Annotated in this window: 21 protein-coding genes; 9 read left to right on the plus strand and 12 right to left on the minus strand. The window is 66.1% G+C overall.

The genetic code is table 11. The annotated features are described in order from the left end of the window. Window positions 1-331: 331 nt before the first annotated feature. From B5V46_RS09325 to B5V46_RS09360, 8 genes are all read right to left on the minus strand, one after another. On the minus strand, window positions 332-1,534 hold the full coding sequence (locus B5V46_RS09325; RefSeq protein ID WP_080616354.1) for a cytochrome-c peroxidase: 1,203 nt from the start codon (window positions 1,532-1,534) through the stop codon (window positions 332-334). 176 nt (window positions 1,535-1,710) lie between these two features. Further along, a complete protein-coding gene (gene phoB, locus B5V46_RS09330) occupies window positions 1,711-2,403 on the minus strand; it encodes a phosphate regulon transcriptional regulator PhoB (RefSeq protein WP_080616355.1) in 693 nt (230 codons plus the stop codon). A 4-nt stretch (window positions 2,404-2,407) separates the two neighbouring features. Beyond that, the gene (gene phoU / locus B5V46_RS09335; RefSeq protein ID WP_080618001.1) at window positions 2,408-3,118 is read right to left on the minus strand and encodes a phosphate signaling complex protein PhoU; all 711 of its coding nucleotides are present in this window, start codon (window positions 3,116-3,118) and stop codon (window positions 2,408-2,410) included. 25 nt (window positions 3,119-3,143) lie between these two features. Beyond that, a complete protein-coding gene (gene pstB, locus B5V46_RS09340; RefSeq protein ID WP_080616356.1) occupies window positions 3,144-3,941 on the minus strand; it encodes a phosphate ABC transporter ATP-binding protein PstB in 798 nt (265 codons plus the stop codon). A 23-nt stretch (window positions 3,942-3,964) separates the two neighbouring features. Next, window positions 3,965-5,350 carry a phosphate ABC transporter permease PstA gene (gene pstA / locus B5V46_RS09345; RefSeq protein ID WP_080616357.1) on the minus strand — a complete coding sequence of 462 codons (1,386 nt, stop codon included), beginning with the start codon at window positions 5,348-5,350 and terminating at the stop codon, window positions 3,965-3,967. Next, window positions 5,347-6,810, minus strand: a complete 1,464-nt coding sequence (gene pstC, locus B5V46_RS09350; RefSeq protein WP_080616358.1) for a phosphate ABC transporter permease subunit PstC — start codon at window positions 6,808-6,810, stop codon at window positions 5,347-5,349. Before pstC ends, pstA begins: the two co-directional genes overlap by 4 nt. Before the next feature lie 78 nt (window positions 6,811-6,888). Then, on the minus strand, window positions 6,889-7,923 hold the full coding sequence (locus B5V46_RS09355; RefSeq protein ID WP_080618002.1) for a PstS family phosphate ABC transporter substrate-binding protein: 1,035 nt from the start codon (window positions 7,921-7,923) through the stop codon (window positions 6,889-6,891). Window positions 7,924-8,087: 164 nt separating this feature from the next. Then, a complete protein-coding gene (locus tag B5V46_RS09360) occupies window positions 8,088-9,128 on the minus strand; it encodes an ATP-binding protein (RefSeq protein WP_231119076.1) in 1,041 nt (346 codons plus the stop codon). Window positions 9,129-9,336: 208 nt separating this feature from the next. Between B5V46_RS09360 and B5V46_RS09365 the strand changes: the two genes are divergently transcribed. Beyond that, window positions 9,337-9,717: a hypothetical protein gene (locus tag B5V46_RS09365; protein WP_080616359.1), complete on the plus strand. Its 381-nt coding sequence runs from the start codon at window positions 9,337-9,339 to the stop codon at window positions 9,715-9,717. Window positions 9,718-9,784: 67 nt separating this feature from the next. On the opposite strand, the gene B5V46_RS09370 is transcribed toward B5V46_RS09365, so the two are convergent. Genes B5V46_RS09370 through B5V46_RS19745 form a run of 3 tightly spaced genes read right to left on the minus strand, consistent with a single transcriptional unit; the run spans window position 9,785 to window position 11,850 of the window. Continuing rightward, window positions 9,785-10,312 (minus strand): gamma carbonic anhydrase family protein, encoded by a 528-nt coding sequence (locus B5V46_RS09370; protein ID WP_080616360.1) that lies wholly within the window; start codon window positions 10,310-10,312, stop codon window positions 9,785-9,787. After that, on the minus strand, window positions 10,309-10,950 hold the full coding sequence (gmk, locus tag B5V46_RS19740) for a guanylate kinase (protein ID WP_155774004.1): 642 nt from the start codon (window positions 10,948-10,950) through the stop codon (window positions 10,309-10,311). Before gmk ends, B5V46_RS09370 begins: the two co-directional genes overlap by 4 nt. A gap of 6 nt (window positions 10,951-10,956) precedes the next feature. Then, window positions 10,957-11,850 (minus strand): YicC/YloC family endoribonuclease, encoded by an 894-nt coding sequence (locus B5V46_RS19745; protein ID WP_155774005.1) that lies wholly within the window; start codon window positions 11,848-11,850, stop codon window positions 10,957-10,959. Between the two features lie 158 nt (window positions 11,851-12,008). Here B5V46_RS19745 and B5V46_RS09380 point away from each other — a divergent pair, with 158 nt between their 5' ends. Then, a complete protein-coding gene (locus B5V46_RS09380; protein ID WP_196774226.1) occupies window positions 12,009-12,647 on the plus strand; it encodes a PAS domain-containing protein in 639 nt (212 codons plus the stop codon). Between the two features lie 185 nt (window positions 12,648-12,832). On the opposite strand, the gene B5V46_RS09385 is transcribed toward B5V46_RS09380, so the two are convergent. Beyond that, a complete protein-coding gene (locus tag B5V46_RS09385) occupies window positions 12,833-14,203 on the minus strand; it encodes a class II 3-deoxy-7-phosphoheptulonate synthase (RefSeq protein WP_080616362.1) in 1,371 nt (456 codons plus the stop codon). A gap of 313 nt (window positions 14,204-14,516) precedes the next feature. Between B5V46_RS09385 and B5V46_RS09390 the strand changes: the two genes are divergently transcribed. The 7 genes from B5V46_RS09390 (at window position 14,517) to B5V46_RS09420 (ending at window position 21,464) form a co-directional block, all read left to right on the plus strand. Continuing rightward, complete coding sequence (locus B5V46_RS09390) at window positions 14,517-15,434, plus strand: GlxA family transcriptional regulator (protein ID WP_080618004.1); 918 nt, start codon at window positions 14,517-14,519, stop codon at window positions 15,432-15,434. 150 nt (window positions 15,435-15,584) lie between these two features. Continuing rightward, on the plus strand, window positions 15,585-16,766 hold the full coding sequence (locus B5V46_RS09395; protein WP_080616363.1) for an ABC transporter substrate-binding protein: 1,182 nt from the start codon (window positions 15,585-15,587) through the stop codon (window positions 16,764-16,766). Between the two features lie 129 nt (window positions 16,767-16,895). Further along, on the plus strand, window positions 16,896-17,696 hold the full coding sequence (locus B5V46_RS09400) for an ABC transporter ATP-binding protein (RefSeq protein WP_080616364.1): 801 nt from the start codon (window positions 16,896-16,898) through the stop codon (window positions 17,694-17,696). Between the two features lie 103 nt (window positions 17,697-17,799). After that, the gene (locus tag B5V46_RS09405) at window positions 17,800-18,510 is read left to right on the plus strand and encodes an ABC transporter ATP-binding protein (protein ID WP_080616365.1); all 711 of its coding nucleotides are present in this window, start codon (window positions 17,800-17,802) and stop codon (window positions 18,508-18,510) included. A gap of 2 nt (window positions 18,511-18,512) precedes the next feature. Then, window positions 18,513-18,950 (plus strand): hypothetical protein, encoded by a 438-nt coding sequence (locus B5V46_RS09410; RefSeq protein ID WP_080616366.1) that lies wholly within the window; start codon window positions 18,513-18,515, stop codon window positions 18,948-18,950. Window positions 18,951-19,158: 208 nt separating this feature from the next. After that, window positions 19,159-20,169 carry a branched-chain amino acid ABC transporter permease gene (locus B5V46_RS09415; RefSeq protein WP_080616367.1) on the plus strand — a complete coding sequence of 337 codons (1,011 nt, stop codon included), beginning with the start codon at window positions 19,159-19,161 and terminating at the stop codon, window positions 20,167-20,169. Then, complete coding sequence (locus B5V46_RS09420; RefSeq protein WP_080616368.1) at window positions 20,166-21,464, plus strand: branched-chain amino acid ABC transporter permease; 1,299 nt, start codon at window positions 20,166-20,168, stop codon at window positions 21,462-21,464. Before B5V46_RS09415 ends, B5V46_RS09420 begins: the two co-directional genes overlap by 4 nt. Window positions 21,465-21,888: the final 424 nt, after the last annotated feature.

Below are 21,888 nucleotides of genomic sequence, written 5' to 3' on the forward strand. Positions count from 1 at the left end.
GCCCTATCCTGTTGTCAAGTTGTGGCGAAAACGCTACAGGTTGCCCCCTCCCCTAAATATTCTGTCCCGAACAGCGATTTTACAATTTCATGATTATCGGATCATGATCTGGCGGTGCGGGACAGCACCACTCTTCGCTCCCGTAGCCCCGCCGGAGCCAATACCCCTGAATGGCCGCTCTCTCTGGATGGCCATAAGATCTGACGTGACGCCGGGAATCCCTCTTTCTGTCCCGCAAGCCACGGCCCCGCCATGATAAAACACCCGCCCGTCACGCGGCAGAATGCGGAAATGGCGCGACCGGCCCCGAAGCGGTTTCGGGCGTTCGCGGTCACGGGTCTTCGTCGGCACCTCCGGTCCCGACCGAAGCGCTGTCCCGGTCCAGCAGGTATTCATAACGGCTGTCGGTCAGCGTCTCGAGAAACGCAACCAGTGCGTCGATCCGTTCGTCATCGAGCGCCGGCCCGGTGGTGAGCTTGTCCATCGAGAGCGTGTCCGGAACCTCGGGCGCGGCCCAGGGCGCACCGGTCTCGGGGTCGATCTGGCGCGCCGCCGCCTTGCTGTTGTACTTGTTGTAGAACAGGATGACGGTGCGCAGATTCTCGAACACGCCATTATGCATGTAAGGTCCGGTCACGGCCACGTTGCGCAGCGTCGGCACCTTGAACTTGCCCGCCTCTGCAGGATCCTCGACCGCCGGATTGGCCAAAAGCCCGAGATCTGGCCCTGCGGCGCCGTTGACCTCGCGCGCTGCCGCATTCGCCGGAACGCCGATATTGTGATAGCTGTAATCGGTGAAGGTCTCATCCGCGGCCATCGGCGACTTGCGCAGCTGATGGCACAGATTGCAGTTGGTGAATTGCTGCGAGAAGAACAGAAGCCGGCCAAGCTCTTCCTTGTCCGTCAGTTGAACTTCGCCGCGCAAGTATCTGTCATATCTGGAATCAAAGGGCGCGAAACGATCGGTCTCCTCGAACGCGGCAATGGCGGAGGTCGCGGCGCGGAAGACGGCTTCGGGATCGTCGGGCGTCGCGTCGCCGTAAAGCGCGCTCAGCGTCGCGCCATAGCGCGGATTCTCGAGGATGCGGGCGGCCGCCTCCCCGACATCGTCGAGCCCCATCTCGATCGGATTCAGCGGCGGTCCGGCCGCCTGCTCGGCCAGACCGGCGGCGCGGCCGTCATGGAACTGGCCGCCGATATAGATGCCGTCGGCGCGCCGGCCGAAGGGCGGTGAGAACCGGGCATAGGCGGCGGTCGGCGTGTTGCGGTCGCCAAGCGACTGCCCATCCGCACCGAGCGAGACCGCCCGCCCGGCCAGCGTCGGCCGCGGGTCGGTGAAGGCATGGTCCGGATCGTGGCAGGTGGCACAGGCCTGGCTCCGCGACTTCGAGAGATTGACGTCGAAGAACAGCGCCTCGCCGAAAGCCTCGGGAGAGCTGTAGGCCCCCTCCTCCGGCTCGGCAGCGCCAAGCGTGCCGCCTGTCAGCAGCGCCGCAACCAGCGCCAGTCCGGCTCCCGTACCGGTTCGTTTCATCTTTCCGATCCCCTGCTCGCTCAGATCATCGCGGCCGGCTGCGTCCTGAGCCGCCCCGAACCCGCGCGCAGCATAGGGACCGCCCGCGCCGGGATCAATTCCTGAGAAAAAAAATCGGAAACGCCGGGCCGGAAACAATCGAACGGAAACACTCGACCGGAAATGCCCGGCCGACCTCAGCCGAGGGCGTAGCCTGCCCCGCGGACCGTGCGAACCGGATCCGGGCCGCCATGTTGGCACAGCGCCTTCCGCAGCCGCCCGATATGGACATCGACGGTGCGGGTATCGACATAGATGTCGCGCCCCCAGACCCGGTCGAGAAGCTGTTCGCGGCTCCAGACCCGGCCGGGCTTTTCCATGAAGGTCGAGAGCAGCCGGAATTCGGTCGGGCCGAGCTTCAACGGCTTTTCCGAACGGAACACCTTGTGGGTTTCGGCATCGAGCAGGATGTCCTCGAATTCGAGCCGCTGGCCCACGGTCGCCGGACGGGTGCGCCGCAGCTGGGCGCGGACCCGCGCCATCAGCTCGACCACCGAATAAGGCTTGACCACATAGTCGTCGGCGCCGGTTTCCAGCCCGCGGACCCGGTCGACCTCCTCCGAGCGGGCCGAGAGCATGATGATCGGCACGCCCCGGGTCTCGGGCCGGGTCTTCAGACGACGGCAGACCTCGATCCCCGAGACCGAGGGCAGCATCCAGTCCAGCACGATGATGTCGGGCGCGTGCTCCTCGACCAGCAAAAGCGCCTCTTCGCCATTCCCGGCCTTCGAGACCCGGAAGCCTTCGGCCTGCAGGTTGTAGGCCAGAACTTCGCGCTGCGCGGGTTCGTCCTCGACGATCAGGATGGTCGGCTGTTCGCTCGGGCTCATCGGCTCAACTCCTGAGCGTTTCGACCGAGGTGCGGTCGGCCTTGGGCCGGTCGTCCTCGGGCATGTGGCCGGTGGCCAGGTAGATCACCTGCTCGGCGATGGAGGTGACATGATCGCCCATGCGCTCGATGTTCTTGGCGATGAAATGCAGATGCATGCAGGCGGTGATGTTGCGCGGATCCTCCATCATGAAGGTCAGGAATTCGCGGAACAAGGCATTATACATCTGGTCGACCTCGAGATCGCGCTGGCGCACATCCTCGGCCAGTTCGGCATCGCGCTGGATATAGGCGTCGAGCGCATCCTTCAGCATCAGCTCGACCGCCTTGGCCATCCGCCGGATCGCCCCGGCCGCGCCCTCCATCGGGGCCATCTGCACCAGGACGCCGGTGCGCTTGGCCATGTTCTTGGCATAATCGCCGCAGCGTTCGAGATTGGCCGAGATCTTCATCACCGACAGCACCGTGCGCAGATCGCCGGCCGAGGGCTGGCGCAGCGCAAGCAGCCGCGCGGCCTCCTCGTTGACCTGTTCCTCGAGCGCGTCGATGGCCTTGTCGCCGTCGCGCACGCGCTCGGCCAGTTCCTCGTCGCGCGTCTCGAGCGAGGTCGCGGCCTCGAGGATCGCGATCTCGACCAGCCCGCCCATCTTCATGATGAGCGCTTGGATCGATTCGAGCTCGCGGTCGTAGGATTTGACGATATGCGGGTCTTTCATAACATCCGACATGAAAGGTCCTTTCTCAGCCGATGCGGCCGGTGATGTAGCTCTCGGTGCGGGGATCGCCCGGATTTGTGAAGATCTTCGCCGTCTCGCCATATTCGACCAGACTGCCGAGATGGAAAAACGCGGTGCGCTGGCTGACGCGCGCGGCCTGCTGCATCGAATGGGTCACGATCACCACCGAATATTGCGTGCGCAGCTCGTCGATCAGCTCCTCGACCTGGGCGGTGGCGATCGGGTCGAGCGCCGAGCAGGGCTCGTCCATCAGCAAAACCTCGGGTTCGGTCGCGACGGCGCGGGCGATGCAGAGCCGTTGCTGCTGGCCGCCCGAAAGCCCGGTGCCGGGTGCCTGCAGGCGGTCCTTGACCTCGTCCCAGATCGCCGCGCGCCGCAGCGAGCGCTCGACGATCTCGTCCAGATCGGCCTTGCTGCGGGCCAGCCCGTGGATGCGCGGCCCGTAGGCGACATTGTCATAGATCGACTTGGGAAACGGGTTCGGCTTCTGGAACACCATGCCGACCTTGGCGCGCAGCTGCACCGGATCCACGCGCGGATCGTAGATGTCCTCGCCGTCCAGACGGATGTCGCCCTCGACCCGGCAGATGTCGATGGTGTCGTTCATCCGGTTCAGGCAGCGCAGGAAGGTGGATTTGCCGCAGCCCGAGGGGCCGATGAAGGCGGTCACGGTCTTGTCCGCGATATCGATATCGACATCGCGGATGGCCTGGCTGTTGCCGTAATAGACCTGGCAGCCATGGGCCGCGATCTTGGTCTCTCCGGTCACCGTCGCCCGCGCAAGATCGGAATTGTCATACATGTCGGAGGTCCTTTCGCAGCCGATCACCACCGGCGCTCGAAGCGGCGGCGCAGCAGGATGGCGATGATGTTCATTGTCATCAGGAAGACGAGCAGCAGGATGATGCCGCCCCAGGCCCGTTCATAGAAGGCCGGATCGGCGCGCTTGGCCCATTCGTAGATCTGGGCCGGCATGGCCGAGTTCGGCGCCATGAAGCCCGAGGCGACGCCGTCGGGATAGTTCGAGGCGACAAAGCCCACCATCCCGATCAGCAGAAGCGGCGCGGTTTCGCCCAGCGCCTGGGCCAGCCCGAGGATGGTGCCGGTCAGGATGCCGGGCATCGCCAGCGGCAGCACATGGTGGAACACCGCCTGCATCTTCGAGGCCCCTACCCCCAGGGCCGCATCGCGGATCGAGGGCGGCACCGCCTTCAGCGCGGCGCGGGTCGAGATGATGATGGTCGGCAGCGTCATCAGCGACAGCACCAGCCCGCCGACCAGCGGCGCGGATTGCGGCAGATGCACGAACTGGATGAAGACCGCGAGCCCGAGGATCCCGAAGACGATCGAGGGCACGGCGGCGAGATTGGAAATGTTCACCTCGATCAGGTCGGTGATGCGGTTCTGCGGCGCGAATTCCTCGAGATAGATCGAGGCCCCGACCCCGATCGGCAGCGCCAACGCCAGCACCACGATCATCATGTAGAACGACCCCAGCATGGCGACGCCGATCCCGGCCTGTTCGGGGCGCGCGTCCGAGGCGTCGGGCCCGGTGATGAAGGCAAGGTTGAAGGCCTTGGTCGCGATGCCCGCCTCGCGCAGCTTGTCGATCAGATCCAGGTGGGCCGCGTCGAGGTTCTTGTCGCGCTCGATCGAGGCGCGGCTGACGCGTCCCTTGAGATAGCCGTCGACCCGCGACGAGGCGAGGATGCGCACCGTCACGGTCTGGCCGATCAGGCTTGGATCGGCCAGCACCATGTCGCGCAGGGTCGAGCGTGCCCCGTCCGAGAACAGCTTGTCGAGCGGCGAGGAAAAGCCCTTGATCATGGCATCGGCCAGCGGCGTCTCGATGCCATGGGCCTCGATCTCGCGCAGCATCGCCTCGCGCAGCAGCGGCGAATAGGCGAAGGTCTTGACCGACTTGATATCGTCCAGATTGCGAGTGCCGGTCTTGTCCAGCACATCCTCGCGGAATTCGATCTGCAGCGTGTAGCCGGTCTGCTGGAAGGCGCCGATCCCGTTGGTGACGATGGCGTAAAGCAGCGCCGCGAGGAAGAAGAGCCCGATGCCGACCGCCACGATCCCGTAAAGCCGGAACCGGGTCTCGGCGGCGTTGCGGCGGCGGGTGCGGGCATCGGCCGTCAAAAGCGAGCCTGTGCGGGCGGGTGCGGCCGGAACCGGGCGCACATCCGAGACGGGGATGTCGGTCATTCGTACTGCTCCCGGTACTTGCGCACGATATAAAGGGCAAAGATGTTCAGCCCCAGCGTGATGACGAAAAGCGTCATCCCCAGCGCGAAGGCGACCAGCGCCTCGGGGCTTGCGAAATCGGCATCGCCGGTCAGCTGGCTGACGATCTTGGCGGTCACGGTCGTCATCGCATCGAAGGGGTTCATCGACAGCTTGGCCGCGGCCCCTGCCCCCAGCACCACGATCATGGTCTCGCCGATGGCCCGGCTCGCGGCCAGCAGGATCGCGCCCACGATGCCCGGCAGCGCTGCCGGAAGCACCACCTGCTTGACGGTCTCGGACCGGGTCGCGCCCAGCCCGAGCGAGCCGTCGCGCATCGATTGCGGCACCGCGTTGATGATGTCATCGGACAGCGAGCTGACGAAGGGGATCAGCATGATGCCCATCACCAGCCCCGCCGTAATCACCGCCGTTCCGGCCTGCATCAGCCCGACCCCGTCCTGGCCGAAGACCTTCAGCAGCAGCGGCCCGACCGTCAAGAGCGCGAACAGCCCGTAGACGATGGTGGGAATGCCCGCCAGCACCTCGAGCATGGGCTTGGCGACGGCGCGGACATGGGAGGAGGCGTATTCCGACAGGTAAAGTGCCGCGAAAAGCCCGATCGGCACCGACACCGCCAGCGCGATGACCGAGATGTAGAAGGTGCCCCACAGAAGTGGCAGGATGCCAAGCTCGGAGCCGCCGCCGAAGCTGGGGCTCCAGGTGGTGCCGAAGAAGAACTCCCGCGCGGGATAAAGCCGGAAGAAATCGATGGTGTTGAAGATCAGCGACAGCACGATGCCGATGGTGGTCAGTATGGCGACGGTCGCGGCGAAGATCAGGGCATAGCGGATGCCTGTCTCGACCGAATTGCGGGCGCGGAAGGTCGGCGTGGTGCGGATCAGCGACAGCGCGAAGCCGCCCATCGCCAGCGCCAGCACCGCCACTGTCATCGCGATCCGGCCCTCGCCCGACAGCGTGCGATAGCGCTGAGCGGCGTAAAGCTCGGGCGCGCCGACATTCGATCCCAGCGCCACGCCGACCGCGCCCAGCCGGTTACGGATATCGGTAAAGCCGGCGCGGATGTCGCGCGCCTCGCGGCGGGTCATCTCGCCCTCGGCCACCGCCTTGTCGAGCCCCTCGGCCACCCGGCGCACATCGCTCATCACCAGACCGCGTGTCGTGCCCCCGGTGATGGCCGCCTCGGGCAGCAGCGCCGAAACCCGCGCATCGATGGCGACGGGCTGAACCAGCAGCCAGACCCCCAGCATCAGGAAGGCCGGAACCATGGTCACAAGCGCCACATTGGTGCCGTAATAGGCCGGCAGCGAATGCAGCAGGCGTATGTCGCCCCCCGCCCCGCCAAGCGCCCGGCGCCGTCCCAGCACGAAGCCGAGCGCGCCCAGGGCGAGCAGGATGAGGACGAGCCAGAAAACAGGCATGACCGCTCCGTCTTTGAAATGACAATCCCTCGAACCGGGGCGGGCAGCCGGTCCGCCGCCCGCCCCGAAGTCGAGGGCTTAGTTGCTCATGGTTTCTTCGTTGGCAACCTTCGCCTGGGTCGCGGCCAGCTCGGGGTCGGACACGAGGCCATAGGCCGCCAGCGGGCCGTCGGGGCCGGCCATCTCGTCAGAGACGAAGAATTCGGCGAATTCCTTCAGGCCGGGGATCACGCCGATATGGGCCTTCTTGATGTAGAAGTAGAGCGGGCGCGACACCGGGTAATCGCCCGAGGCGATGGTCTCGGTCGAGGGCGCGACACCCGACATGGTCGCCACTTTCAGCGTGTCGGTGTTGTTCTCGTAGAAGGCCAGTCCGAACACGCCGATGCCGTTCGGGTTGGAATCGATCCGGGCCAGCGTCTCGGTATAGTCGCCGTCGATATCGACCGAGCGGCCATCGGTGCGGACGGTCTTGCAGGCCTTCTCGGCGGCTTTCTCGTCCAGCCCCATGGCTTCCATCTCGGCCATCGCGCCGGTCTCTTCACAGCCCTGGATCAGGACCTTTTCCTCGAACACTTCACGGGTGCCATGCTTGGTGCCGGGGATGAAGGCGGCGATGTCGACGGCGGGCAGCTCGGGATTGGCATCGGCCCAGGTCGCGTTCGGATTGGCGACCATCTTGCCGTCGACCGGCAGCTCGGCGGCCAGCGCGCGATAGATGTCGGCGGGCGTGAAGGCGGTGAAGGCGGGGCCGTTCAGCTGGCTCGCGAAGACGATGCCGTCATAGCCGATCCGGACCTCGATGATGTCCGAGACGCCATTGGCCTTGCAGGCCTCGACTTCCTTGTCCTTGATCGCGCGCGACGCGTTCGCGATGTCGATCGAGGTTTCGCCGACGCCTTCGCAGAAGCGTTTCAGGCCGGCCGAGGAGCCGCCCGATTCCACCACCGGGGTCGGAAAGTCGAAATTCTCGCCGAAGGCCTCGGCGACGATCGAGGCATAGGGCAGCACGGTCGAGGACCCGGCCACCTGCACATTGTCGCGCGCGGCGGCGGCGGTCGCGGAAACGGCGGCGATGGCCAGTGCCGAGGCGGTCAGTTTCGCAAGGGACATGGAAAGCTCCTGATTGGTTCTGGCCACCCGGTTTCCGGCGGCCTCGGGCGGGTCGTAATCCTGCGTCGCCAATCTTTTGTGACAAATGCGTAACGGTTTCATGACAAGCGCCCGGCCCGGCCGCGACATCTTGTGTCGATGCGCAATTATGCCGCCTCAGGTTGCTAAATCGTTGGAAGCGTCACCGAAAACGTGCTTCCCTTGCCGGGCGTGCTGTCGATGCGGAAACGGCCGCGATGCCGGTTGACGATATGCTTGACGATCGCAAGCCCCAGACCGGTGCCGCCCATCTCGCGCGAGCGGTGGTTGTCGACACGGTAGAACCGCTCTGTCAGGCGCGGGATATGCACCGGGTCGAAACCCTCGCCTTCGTCGATCACGTCGACCCTGAGGCCGGGGCCGCGAAAGGCCAACTCGCGTTCCGAGCGGGTCATCTCCAGCCGCAGAACGCCGCCCGAGCCGCCATATTTGATGCCGTTCTCGATGAGGTTGTGAAACACCTGGGTCAGCTGGTCCTCGTCGCCCAGCACAGGCGCCTCCGCCTCGGCCCCGCTCAGCGTCAGCGCGACCCCGGCCTCCTCGGCAAGCGGGCGCAGGGTCTGCACCGCGCTGCGCAACAGCGCCGCCACATCGACCCGCGCACCGGGCCGCATCCGTTCCTCGGCCTCGACCCGGCTGAGCGACAGAAGGTCGGCTACCAGCCGGTTCATGCGCTCGGCCTCGCGCGCCATGATGCCGAGAAACCGCTCGCGCGCCGACTCGTCATCGCGCGCAGGCCCGCGCAGCGTCTCGATGAACCCCATCAGCGCGGTCAGCGGCGTCTTCAGTTCGTGACTGACATTGGCGACGAAATCGCGACGGATCTGCCCGGCCTGCTCGAGATCGGAAATGTCGGTGAAGCTGAGCACCACGCCGCCCGCGGCGACCCCGACGAGCGGGCTGGCGGTGACGTCATAGGTCGTGTCGCGGCCAAGCGCGCTGCGCGGATAGCGCGCCCGGCGGGGCTGACGCAGCCGCAGGGCCTCCTCGACGCAGTCGAGCAGCGCCGGATGGCGCAGGACGGTGATGTAATGCCGCCCGGCGCCGGCCGCCCCGAACAGCGCCTCGGCGGCGCCGTTCATGCCGCTGATCCGCTCGTCCGCCCCGATCAGCAGAACCGGAACCGGCACCCCGGCGATGATCGACAATCCGAGAGATTCGTTCACCTTTCACCCCATTGCGGCAATGACCCCGGTCGCCCCTGACGTGACGGCCAAACGCGACGGAACCGACCTTTAGGCAATTGCCAGATTGGACGGTCTCGCGCTATAGGCTGACAAGTGTGCATGGCGTAACAGACATGTTGACAGTTTGGTTAACCGAGTTTGTTCAGACATTGGGCCATCACGGCCAGTCGCCAAAGGGAGTGCGACTATGGGAAACACCAGCACAGACCGATCCGCGCAGATGGCCTCCGCGATCACCAGCACCGGAATGGTGCTTCTGATCGGGTTCGATCAGCTCGAACAACCGCAACTGGGGATGCCTTTCGCCGGAGCGCGTTGCGAACATCTGCCCTATGCCCTGGTGCAGGCCGCGCTGTCGTCGATCCAATGCGTCGACATGATCGTCTCGCCGCTGCTGACCGACGAGTTCGACGCGATGGACCTGGCCCAGCAGCTTCAGCTCGGCGGCTATCGCGGGCTTTACGTCGTGGTGACCCCGGTTCTGCCCGATACCGAGATCATCCGGCGGGAAATCGCCGCGCATTGTCCGAAGCTGACGGTGCATATGATCCCGCGCGCGCGGCATTAGCAGGGCTTCCGCCGCGGTCGACAGGATCGGCGCAAGACGGCGCTGCCGCCCAGCGGCACCTCCGCGCTCACCCGGCCGTCAGACCGGTGCGGTAGCGCGCGGCATTCTCGCGATAGTGACGCGCGGACCGGCGCAGCCCTTCGATCGCATCGGCATCGAGCTGGCGCACGAATTTGGCAGGCGCGCCCATCACCAGGCTGTTATCGGGGATTTCCTTGCCCTCGGTCACCAGCGCCCCCGCGCCGATCAGGCAGTTCCGCCCGATCCTGGCCCCGTTCAGCACCGTCGCGCCCATCCCGATCAGGGTATTCTCGCCAATGGTGCAGCCATGCAGCATCGCCTTGTGGCCAATGGTACAGCCCGCGCCGATGGTCAGCGGATAGCCCATATCGGTATGGCAGACGGTGTTTTCCTGGATATTGGTCCCCTCGCCCACCGTGATCGGCTCGTTGTCGCCGCGCAGCGTGGCGCCGAACCAGACCGAGGCGCCCGTCCCGAGGATCACCTTGCCGATCACATTGGCATCGGGCGCGATCCAGACATCGCCGTCCTCGGGCAGGGTCGGCGTAACTCCGTCAAGCGTGTAGAGGGTCATGGCAGGGCCTCGAATTCGGCCTGAAGCGCGCGCACATGCCCGGTCAGGCCGGGCTGCTGGCTGCGTCTCAGGCGGGTGGCGGTCAGGATGGTCTTGAGCTTCTCTTCGGTGGCGTCGAGATCGTCATTCACCAGCACGAAATCGTAGCCGTCCCAGTGGCTGATCTCGTCCCAGCTTTTCTGCATCCGTCCGGCGATGGTCTCGGCTGTGTCCTGGCCGCGGTCGACCAGACGCCGGCGCAGCTCAGCGATCGAGGGCGGCAGCAGGAAGACCGACAGCGTGTTCGGGCCGAGCGCCGAGGCGCGGATCTGTTGCGCCCCCTGCCAGTCGATATCGAACAGCACGTCCTGCCCGGCCTCGATGGCGGCCCGCACCGGCGCCTCGGGCGAGCCGTAGAAATTGCCGAAGACATGGGCATGTTCCAGCATCGCGCCCCGCGCCACCTGGGCCTTGAAGGCGGGCTCGGTCAGGAAATGGTAATCCTTGCCGTCGATCTCGCCGGGCCGCGGCGCCCGGGTCGTGGCCGAGACCGAGAACGCGATTTCGGGGTCCCAGGCACGCAGCCTGCGGGCCAGGGTCGATTTGCCCGCGCCCGAGGGCGAGGACAGGATGATCAGCAATCCGCGCCGTGCCGCCATCGGTTCTTACTCCACGTTCTGGACCTGTTCGCGCATCTGATCGATGGCCGCCTTGAGGTCAAGCCCGACCCGGGTCAGCCCGGCCGACTGGGCCTTGGAACAGAGCGTGTTGGCCTCGCGGTTGAATTCCTGCATCAGGAAGTCGAGCCTGCGACCGACCGGCTCGCCGGAGGCCAGAAGCGCCCTGGCGGCGGCGACATGGGCGCGGAGCCGGTCGAGTTCTTCGGTGACATCGGCCTTGACCGCGATCATCGCCAGTTCCTGCGCCACCCGGTCGGGATCGGCCCCCGCGACCGCCTCCATCACCCGGGCGAGGCTCGCCCGCAGCGTTTCCCCGATCTGGTCGCGTCGGGCCTCGGCGGCCTCGGCTGCGCGGTCGGTCAGTGACGAAATTGTGGCGAGATGGTCGCAAAGCACCCGTTCCAGTGCCGCGCCCTCGCTGGCCCGCATTGTCATGAATTCGTCAAGAAGCGGGGTCAGATCGGCGCTCAGCGCGGCCAGGAGCGGGGCGGTCTCGGGCTCGGGCTCGGCGCTCTCGGCCAGCCCGCGCAAGGCGAGGATCTCGACCGCGCTCGACGGCGCAAGCGACAGCCCCTGACGGGCCGCCTCGGCCTCGACATGACCCAGCATCGCCAGCACCGAGCGCAGGACCGCCGGGTCGATCTGCAGCCCGCCCCGCCCCGAATCGCGGGCCGAAATGCGCAGGTTCAGGGTCAGGCTGCCGCGCGTCACACGGCTCTGGACCGCCGCGCGCACCGCGGGTTCGAGCCCGGGCACCCAGTCCGGCAGGCGCAGACGGAGGTCGAGCCCCTTGCCGTTCACGCCGCGCAATTCCCATGTCCAGGCATGGGTTTCCGTCTGCCCGGACCGGGCGGCAAAGGCGGTCATCGACTGCAACATGGAGCCGTTAACCTTCGGTATAGAAAAGGCGCGAATACGTGGCCATTTTGTGGCAAATTCCTTTCAACGGGGATCGTCCCGCGATAGCACTTATGGCAGGGGGCGACAATGTCGCGGTCACGCTGCCCGCGGCGATACCGAGATGCAAGGAGACTGCCATGGCGGAGTCCGAGACCCATCCCCGCGCTGCGGTGATCGCATTGTCGGGATATCGAACCGGTGGCGCCCTGTCCGCCCTGGACGACATCGAACGCTACTGGACGCAGCTGCGCGACGATCAGGGCGGTCTGCCCAGCCGGACCCAGCTTGACCCGCGCGGATTCTCCCGGGCGCTGTCGAACTGTTTCGTGGCCGAGGCCATGGCACCGCGCCACCTGCGGCTGCGGCTGACCGGCCAGCACATGACCGATCTGATGGGCATGGACATGCGCGGCATGCCGCTTTCGGCGATGATCCTGCCGGAATCGCGCCCGGAGCTGGAAGACAAGATCGAGGCGCTCATGACCGGCGATGGCACAGCGCTCCGGCTGACGCTGATCTCGCCGCGCAGCTATAACCGGGCGGCGCTGTTCGCGGGCATGCTGCTGCTGCCCCTGGCGCGCGAGAACGGCACCCCCGCCAAGATCCTCGGTGCGCTGGCAACGGTCGGCACCGTCGGCTGGACGCCCCGGCGCTTCCAGATCCTTGGCGAGACCGCCAATCCCGCCCAGCGCCCTGCCCTTGCCGAGGGCGAGAGTGGCCGCCCGAAACTGACGGTCATCCAAGGCGGCGTCGAGGAACCCGAACCGGCCTGCTGAATTTTCCGAACTGTCCTGCGCGGGGCCCGGGCGACGGGGATCGCCCGTCCGGATCAAGACACCCGCCCGCCAGGAAGGTGCGCGGGGTTTTTATTTTAAATCCGACAGATGCAGCCGCTATCTCATGCAATGCGGCAAGACTGGGGCAGCGGCGGCGCCAGGCCGCTCCTGCCCGTCCGGCCCGATCACATCGCCGCGGCCGCGGCCGCGGCGTCATTGCGCGCCGACAGTTCCTCGGCCACGAGGAAGGCCAGCTCCAGCGCCTGGCTGGCATTGAGCCGCGGGTCGCAGGCGGTGTGATAGCGCGAGGACAGATCCTCGTCGGTCACGGCGCGCACGCCGCCGGTGCATTCGGTCACGTCCTTGCCGGTCATCTCGAAATGCACCCCGCCCGGGATCGAGCCCTCGGCCTTGTGCACGGCAAAGAACTCCTGCACTTCGCGCAGCACCGCATCGAAGGGCCGGGTCTTGAACCCGCTCGCCGATTTGATGGTGTTGCCATGCATCGGGTCGCAGACCCAGAGCACCTCGGCCCCCATCTCGCGCACCACGCGGATGAGCCGCGGCAGGTGATCGCCCACCTTGCCCGCGCCGAAGCGCGATATCAGCGTCAGCCGTCCCGGCACATTGTCGGGGTTCAGCTTCCCGATCAGGACCTTGAGATCGTCCTCGACCATCGAGGGGCCGCATTTGAGCCCGATCGGGTTCATCACGCCGCGGCAGAACTCGACATGCGCGCCGTCGATCTGACGGGTGCGGTCGCCGATCCAGATCATGTGGCCCGAGCCAGCGATCCAGTTGCCCGAGGTCGAGTCGATCCGCGTCAGGGCCTCTTCATATTCCAGAAGAAGCGCCTCATGCGAGGTGAAGAAGTCGACCGACGAGAGCCCGTTCATGGTCTCGCCATTGACACCCGCCGCGGTCATGAAGGCCAGCGTGTCGCTGATCCGGTTGGCCATGTCGCGGTATTTCTCGGCCTCGTCGCGCTCGAGAAAGCCCAGCGTCCAGGCATGCACCCGGTGGATATCGGCAAAGCCGCCCTTCGAGAAGGCGCGCAGCAGATTAAGCGAGGCCGCGGCCTGGGTATAGGCCTGCAGCATCCGCGACGGGTCGGGGATGCGCGCCTCGGGGGTGAAATCGAAACCGTTGACGATGTCGCCGCGATAGCTGGGCAGTTCGGTCCCGTTCAGGGTCTCGGTCGCGGCCGAACGCGGCTTGGCGAACTGGCCCGCCATCCGGCCGACCTTGACCACCGGCACCTTGGCGCCCCAGGTCAGCACGATGGCCATCTGCAGAAGCACCTTGAAGGTGTCGCGGATGGTGTCGGCGGAAAATTCAGAAAAGCTCTCGGCACAGTCGCCGCCCTGCAGCAGGAAGGCCTTGCCCTGCGCCGCCTGTCCGAGTTTCGCCGTCAGGTTCCGGGCCTCGCCCGCGAAGACCAGAGGCGGATACTTGGCAAGCTGCGCCTCGACGGCGGCCAGTGCCGCCGGATCGGTGTAATCGGGCATCTGCACCCGCGGGCGCGCACGCCAATCCGATTTCTGCCAGGTCGTCATCGTCATGGTTCCATGCTCGTCATCAGTTCCGGCCTTATAGGTCGTCGGGGCGCATCCGGCTACCCGGAATTCGCCCTGTGCCCGGGCACGCCGCGATCCGCATGCAATCCGCGCGCGCCGGACGGTCGGTTCGGCAACGCTGCGCAACACCGCGCCGGGCCTTGATCCCGGCAGGCAAACCTGTATCGCTGATCGGACAAGACGCGCGGAGGGACCTTTGCCAGCAGCTCCCGAGAGATACGGCCCAAGCTTGGCGGCCGCTGCCGAAGGGCGGACGCAAGACCTCGTTTTCGTCCTGCTCGACCGCTTCACGATGATGAGCTTCGCGGGTGCCATCGAGCCCTTTCGCATCGCCAACCGGATGGCAGGCCGGACGCTCTACCGCTGGCGCCTGGCCGCAGAGGGCGGCGAAGAGGTGAGCTGCTCGAACGGCACGCGGGTCAGGCCCGATATCGGCCTCGAGCCGCTGGGGCGCGACGAGATGGTGATCGTCTGCGGCGGCCTCGACATCCAGGCGGCGACCACGCGGACGCTGGTTTCATGGCTCCGGCGCGAGGCGCGCAAGGGGCTTGCGATGGCCGGGATCTGCACCGCCGCGCATGCTCTTGCCAGGGCCGGGCTGCTCGACGGCCGGCGCGCGACGATCCACTGGGAGAACCAGGACGGCTTTCTCGAGGATTTCCACGAGATCGAGCTGACCCGCTCGGTCTTCGTGATCGACGGCAACCGGATGACGACGGCGGGCGGAACCGCCTCGATCGACCTCGCGCTGACGCTGATCGCCCGGACCCATGGCCAGGATCTGGCCAATGCGGTGGCCGATCAGCTGATCTATTCCTCGATCCGCACCGATCAGGACACCCAGCGGCTGTCGGTCCCGACCCGGATCGGGGTGCGCCACCCCAAGCTCAGCCAGGTCATCCAGGTGATGGAGAAGAACCTCGAGGACCCGATCTCGCCCGCGACGCTGGCGCGCGATGTCGGCATGTCGACGCGTCAGCTGGAACGGCTGTTCCGGCGCTATCTGAACCGCAGCCCCAAGCGCTATTACATGGAGCTGAGACTGTCGAAGGCGCGCAACCTTCTGATGCAGACCGACATGAGCGTCATCAACGTGGCGCTGGCCTGCGGCTTCGCCTCGCCCAGCCATTTCTCGAAATGCTACCGCGCGCATTACGACACCACGCCCTATCGCGAGCGTGGCAGCCGGAGCGGACGCGCCGAGGCCTGAGCGCCCGCCCCTGTTGTCCCTTCCCCGCCGCCTGTATGGCGCTGCGGCATTCCGCATCGGGACATGACCTGAACCCGAAGACACCCTTTCCTTTGCGAAAATTGCGAATTAACGTTTTGCGGGATTTCATTCCGAAAGGGAGTTGACAGGATGAAGAAGCTGCTTCTGGCCAGCGCGGCCACATTGGCCTGCGCGGGCGGCGCGAATGCCGAGGATATCAAGATCGGCGTTCTGCTGGGTTTCACCGGGCCGATCGAATCCATGTCCGTCGCCATGGGCGCCGGGGCCGATCTGGCGATCAAGGAGGTCAATGACAGCGGCAGGCTTCTGAACGGCGAGACCGTGGTTGCGGTGCGCGGCGACTCGACCTGCATCGACAGCTCTGCAGCGACGGCCGCGGCCGAACGCATGATCACCTCGGACGGCGTCAAGGGGATCATGGGCGCGGCCTGTTCGGGCGTGACCGGTGCGGTGCTTCAGAACGTGGCGCGGCCCAACGGCATGGTGATGATCTCGCCTTCGGCGACCTCGCCGGCGCTGTCCGACATGGAGGATGACGGGCTGTTCTTCCGCACCGCGCCCTCCGATGCCCGTCAGGGCGAGGTCATGGCGAGCATCCTGAAGGATGACGGGATCGACTCGGTCGCGCTGACCTATACCAACAACGATTACGGCAAGGGCCTGGCCAACAGCTTCGAGACCGCCTTCACCGCCGCCGGCGGCACGGTGACGATCTCGACCGCGCATGAGGATGACAAAGGCGACTATTCCGCCGAAGTCGGCGCGCTGGCCGCCGCCGGGGGCGATCTGCTGCTGGTGGCGGGCTATGCCGACCGGGGCGGCGCGGGCATCGTGCGCTCGGCCCTCGATCTGGGCGCCTTCGACCGCTTCCACTTCCCCGACGGCATGGTCTCGGACGCCACCACCGAGAAATTCGGCGACGAGATCGACGGCTCGACCGGTCAGCTGCCTGGCAATGACAGGCCCGGCGCCGAGAAATACGCCGAGATCGTGGACGGGGCCTTCGATTCCACCGCGATCTTCTCGGGCGAAAGCTATGATGCGACGGCGCTGCTCCTGCTGGCGATGCAGGCGGCGGGCTCGACCGATCCGCAGGTCTACAAGGACAAGATCATGGACGTGGCCAACGCGCCCGGCGAAGAGATCTACCCGGGCGAGCTGGACAAGGCGCTTCGGATCCTCGCCGAGGGCGGTGAGATCGACTATGTCGGCGCCACCGCGCTGGAGTTCATCGGAGGCGGCGAGAGCCGGGGCAATTACCGCGTTGTCAAGGTCGAGGACGGCGAGTTCGTGGCGACCGGTTATCGCTAAGCGACATAAAATTGCGCATTTTTGCCCCTAAATGCGGCAAAGTGTCGGCCTGACGGAAGAAAAGGCGGCCCGGGGTTTTCCGGGCCGCTCCCATGATGTAGGCACGCGGCTCGTATCGGGAGGCTGGGCTTGATCCGGGTAGACAATCTTCACAGGCATTTCGGCGGGTTCCACGCCGTGGACGGCGCCTCGATCGAGATCGCCACGGGCTCCATCACCGGGCTCATCGGACCGAATGGCGCGGGCAAGTCGACATTGTTCAACGTCATTGCCGGCGTGCTGCCCCCGACCTCGGGGCGGGTGATCATGAATGGCGAGGATATCACCGGGCTGAAGCCGCATGAGTTGTTCCACAAGGGGCTGCTCCGGACCTTCCAGATCGCGCATGAATTCTCGTCGATGACGGTGCGCGAGAACCTGATGATGGTGCCTGCGGGGCAGTCGGGCGAAAGTTTGTGGTCGGCCTGCTTCCGCCGCGGCCGCATCTCCGATGAGGAACGCGCGCTGGCCCGCAAGGCCGACGAGGTGCTGGACTTCCTGACCATCTCGCATGTCGCCGACGAGAAGGCGGGCAATCTCTCGGGCGGACAGAAGAAGCTTCTGGAGCTTGGGCGCACGATGATGGTGGACGCCAAGATCGTGTTTCTCGACGAGGTGGGCGCGGGGGTGAACCGGACGCTGCTGAACACCATCGGGGACGCCATCGTGCGGCTCAATCGCGAGCGCGGCTACACCTTCTGCGTGATCGAACATGACATGGATTTCATCGGCCGGCTTTGCGACCCGGTGATCGTGATGGCCGAGGGCAAGGTGCTGGCCCAGGGCAAGGCGGATGAGATCATGCAGAACGAGGCGGTGATCGAGGCCTATCTGGGCACCGGGCTGAAGAACAGGATCAAGGCGGCCCCCGCTTCCGGGGCCGGTATCTGAGAGCGGTGATATCTGAAACCAGTATCTCAAGCCGGCCGTCCGCGCCTCTGGCGGGCCTTGGCAGGGGGATTTGGACCAGGAAGAAGGACGAGAAGGCGCGCGGATGGAAGACCCATTCCTGATCGGAGACCGGATGACCGGCGGCTATGGCGGGGCCGATATCCTGCATGGCTGCACGGTGGCGGTCGAGAAGGGCGAGATCGCGGTGATCGTGGGCCCCAACGGCGCCGGCAAGTCCACCGCGATGAAGGCGGTCTTCGGGATGCTGGACCTTCGTTCGGGCGCGGTCCGGCTGAATGGCGAGGATATCACACGGCTGAGCCCGCAGGCGCGGGTCGCCAAGGGCATGGCCTTCGTGCCGCAGACCAACAACATCTTCGCCTCGATGACGGTCGAGGAGAATCTCGAGATGGGCGCCTTCCTGCGCCGCGACGACATTTCGGCCACCATCGAGGAAGTCTATCAGCTTTTCCCGATCCTGCGCGAAAAGCGCCGTCAGGCGGCGGGCGAGCTGTCGGGCGGGCAGCGCCAGCAGGTCGCGGTGGGCCGCGCGCTGATGACCCGGCCCTCGGTCCTGATGTTGGACGAGCCCACGGCGGGCGTCAGCCCGATCGTGATGGATGAGCTGTTCGACCGGATCATCGAGGTCGCGCGCACCGGCATCTCGATCCTGATGGTGGAACAGAACGCGCGCCAGGCGCTGGAGATCGCCGACAAGGGCTATGTGCTGGTGCAGGGCCGCAACGCCTATACCGATTCCGGGCGCGCCCTGCTCGACGATCCCGAGGTGCGGCGCACCTTCCTGGGAGGTTGAGCATGCGGCATGTCTTCATACTGGCGGGTCTTCTGGCCCTGTCGGCCGGGATGGCCGAGGCCCGGGATCTGCGGCTCGACTGCGTCGCCCGGCAGGTCTGCGTCAGCAATATCGAGCCGGGCCGCGCGAGCTGTCAGCAGACCGAATTGCGCTACGGGCTCGAGGTCGGGCGCAAGACCGGCGCCAAGGTGGTGATGACCCCCGAGGGCGATCAGGCCGGACGGTTCTATGAGTTCCGCCGCCTGCCCGGGCATGAGGGCATCCTGCTGCAGGCCAGCGGCGGCGCGCTCGAGGCGGGTCAGGGCGCGGGCGCGCTGACCGTGTTCGAGACGCTCGATTTCGTGCTGACCCGGCACAGCGCCCTGCGGCCGGAGCCCGAGGGCGACACGGTGCGGGCGATCGCGGTCGACATCTATGGCAGCTGTGCCGAGAGTGAATGAAACCGGTCGGGGCGCGCTCCGGGCTGCGCCGAGCCGTTCGAAGGAGAGACGCGATGACCGATGACGCAAGCATCGCCCGGCTGCGGTGCCCCGCATCCGATCCTTGCCGCCCGGAGGGCCGGTCTGCGCGCGCGGGCCGGGGCGCGACACGCCCTGTCTGTCCGGCCGGGCGGACGGTTGCCGCGACATATATCGGGACCTGCCAGTGATGGAATTTCTCAACGCCCTCGTGACCTTCGCAAATTTCGTTCTGGTTCCGGCCACGGCCTACGGGGCGCAGCTGGCGCTGGGCGCGCTCGGGGTCACGCTGATCTACGGCATCCTTCGCTTCTCGAATTTCGCCCATGGCGACACCATGGCCTTCGGGACGATGATGACCATTCTCGCAACCTGGGCGCTGCAGGGCGCGGGCGTCTCCTTCGGGCCGCTGCCGACGGCGCTTCTGGCCCTGCCCGCAGGGATTGCCGCGACCGCGCTTCTGGTGCTGGGAACGGACCGGCTGGTCTATCGCTTCTACCGGGCGCAGCGTGCAAAGCCCGTGATCCTCGTGATCGTGTCGATGGGGGTCATGTTCATCCTCAACGGCGTGGTCCGGATCGTGATCGGGCCGGACGAACAGCGGTTTGCCGATGGCGAGCGCTTCATCGTCACCGCGCGCGAATTCAAGACCCTGACCGGGCTTGACGAGGGGCTGGCGATCCGCACCACGCAGGGGCTGACCATCGTGACCGCGGTGATCGTGGTGGCGCTGCTGTTCTGGTTCCTGAACCGCACCCGCACCGGCAAGTCGATGCGCGCCTTCTCCGACAATGAGGACCTGGCCTTGCTGTCAGGGATCAACCCCGAACGCGTGGTGGCCATCACCTGGATCATCGTCGCCGCGCTCGCGACAATCGCGGGCGTGCTGTACGGGCTCGACAAGTCGTTCAAGCCCTTCACCTATTTCCAGCTTCTTCTGCCGATCTTCGCGGCGGCCATCGTCGGCGGGCTCGGCAGCCCGGTCGGTGCCATCGCGGGCGGGTTTCTCATCGCCTTTTCCGAGGTCACGGTGACCTATGCCTGGAAGAAGGTGCTGACCTATATCCTGCCCGAGGACCTGGCGCCTGACGGGCTGGTCCAGCTTCTGAGCACCGATTACAAGTTCGCGGTCAGCTTCGTGATCCTGGTGATCGTGCTCCTGTTCCGCCCGACGGGGCTTTTCCGGGGGAAAACGGCATGACCAAGCGCGATATCGGGCTTTTCGCCCTGGTGGCTCTTCTGATCGCCGGAACCGGCATGCTGCAAAGCTGGAACGCGGCTCTCTACATCCTGAATTACGGCCTGATCTCGGCGGTCATGGCCCTGGGCGTGAATATGCAATGGGGCTATGCCGGGCTCTTCAATATCGGCGTCATGGGCTTCAGCGCGCTTGGCGGGCTGGCGGTGGTGATCGTCTCCATGGCGCCGGTCGGCGAGGCCTGGTCGGCCGGCGCCCCCCGCGTCCTGCTGGCGCTGGCGGTCGGGCTGGGGGTGATCCTCGGCGCGATCCAGATCTGGCGGCGGATCGGCCACGGCACGCTGCGCGGACTGGCGATGGTGGTCTGGCTGGTCGCCGGGTTCTTCCTCTACCGCGCCGTCTTCGACCCGGCCGTATCGGCGATCGAGGCGATCGACCCGGCCGCCACCGGCTATCTCGGCGGGCTCGGATTGCCGGTGCTTCTGGCCTGGCCGGTCGGTGCGCTGTTTGCGGCGGGGGCGGCCTGGGTGATCGGCAAGACCGCGCTGGGGCTGCGGGCCGATTATCTGGCCATCGCCACGCTCGGGATCGCCGAGATCATCATCGCGGTCCTGAAGAACGAGGACTGGCTGAGCCGCGGCGTCAAGAACGTGAACGGCATTCCGCGCCCGGTGCCCTATGAGGTCGATCTTCAGGCCAATGCCGCCTTCGTCGCGAGGGCCGAAGCGCTGGGGCTCGATCCGACGACCGCCTCGACCATCTTCGTCAAGCTGCTTTATGCCGGGCTTTTCGCGGCGGTCCTGATCGCGCTGATCTGGCTGTGCGAGAAGGCGCTGAAATCGCCCTGGGGCCGGATGATGCGGGCGATCCGCGACAACGAGACCGCCGCCGCCGCCATGGGCAAGGATGTCACCCGTCGCCATCTTCAGGTCTTCGTGCTCGGCTCGGCGATCTGCGGGCTCGCGGGGGCGATGATGATCACCTATGACAGCCAGCTGACCCCGGGCTCGTTCCAGCCGCTGCGCTTCACCTTCCTGATCTGGGTGATGGTGATCGTCGGCGGCTCGGGTAACAACTGGGGCGCGGTGCTGGGCGGCTTCCTGATCTGGTTCCTCTGGGTCCAGGTCGAGCCCCTGAGCGCCTGGTTCATGGGCGCGATCACCTCTGGCATGGCCGATGGCTCTGCGCTGAAGACCCATCTTCTGGACAGTGTGGCGCATATGCGGCTGCTGACCATGGGCGTGGTGCTTCTGGTGGTGCTGCGGTTCAGCCCGCGTGGTCTGATCCCGGAACGCTAGGCCGAAAATCAGCCGTTACAGGCGCAACCGGCTCCCTTGTGGCACGTCCGGTCGCGGCTGATGCAGCTGTCGCCGCAAGCCTTGCCCTTGCGGCAGACCCTGCAGCAGGCGGCCTGATGGATGGTTGCCTCAGGCGGCCTTCCGACCGAAAGCAGCCGCTCGACAGGCGATGGCGCGGCCGACAGCATCGGCCCCTGCCCCTGTACCTGGGGTTGCGCGACGGCGCTTCCTGCCCATAGGATAAGGCAAAGACCGCGAAGCACCGGCCTTAGTTGTCTGATCATCCGACAGTCCTCCTTGTCAGACATGTTCAATGCTTTTCGCCGCTGTCGGGCAAATATGTGACGCAAGTACGGCTTTGCGCAGAAAGCAACAAGCGGACCGGAACGCGCACGACGATCGCCACAGACCGTTCGAAAGGGGG

Origin of the sequence: Rhodovulum sp. MB263, from assembly GCF_002073975.1 — a bacterium.
In the GTDB taxonomy this organism is placed as follows: Bacteria; Pseudomonadota; Alphaproteobacteria; order Rhodobacterales; family Rhodobacteraceae; genus Rhodovulum.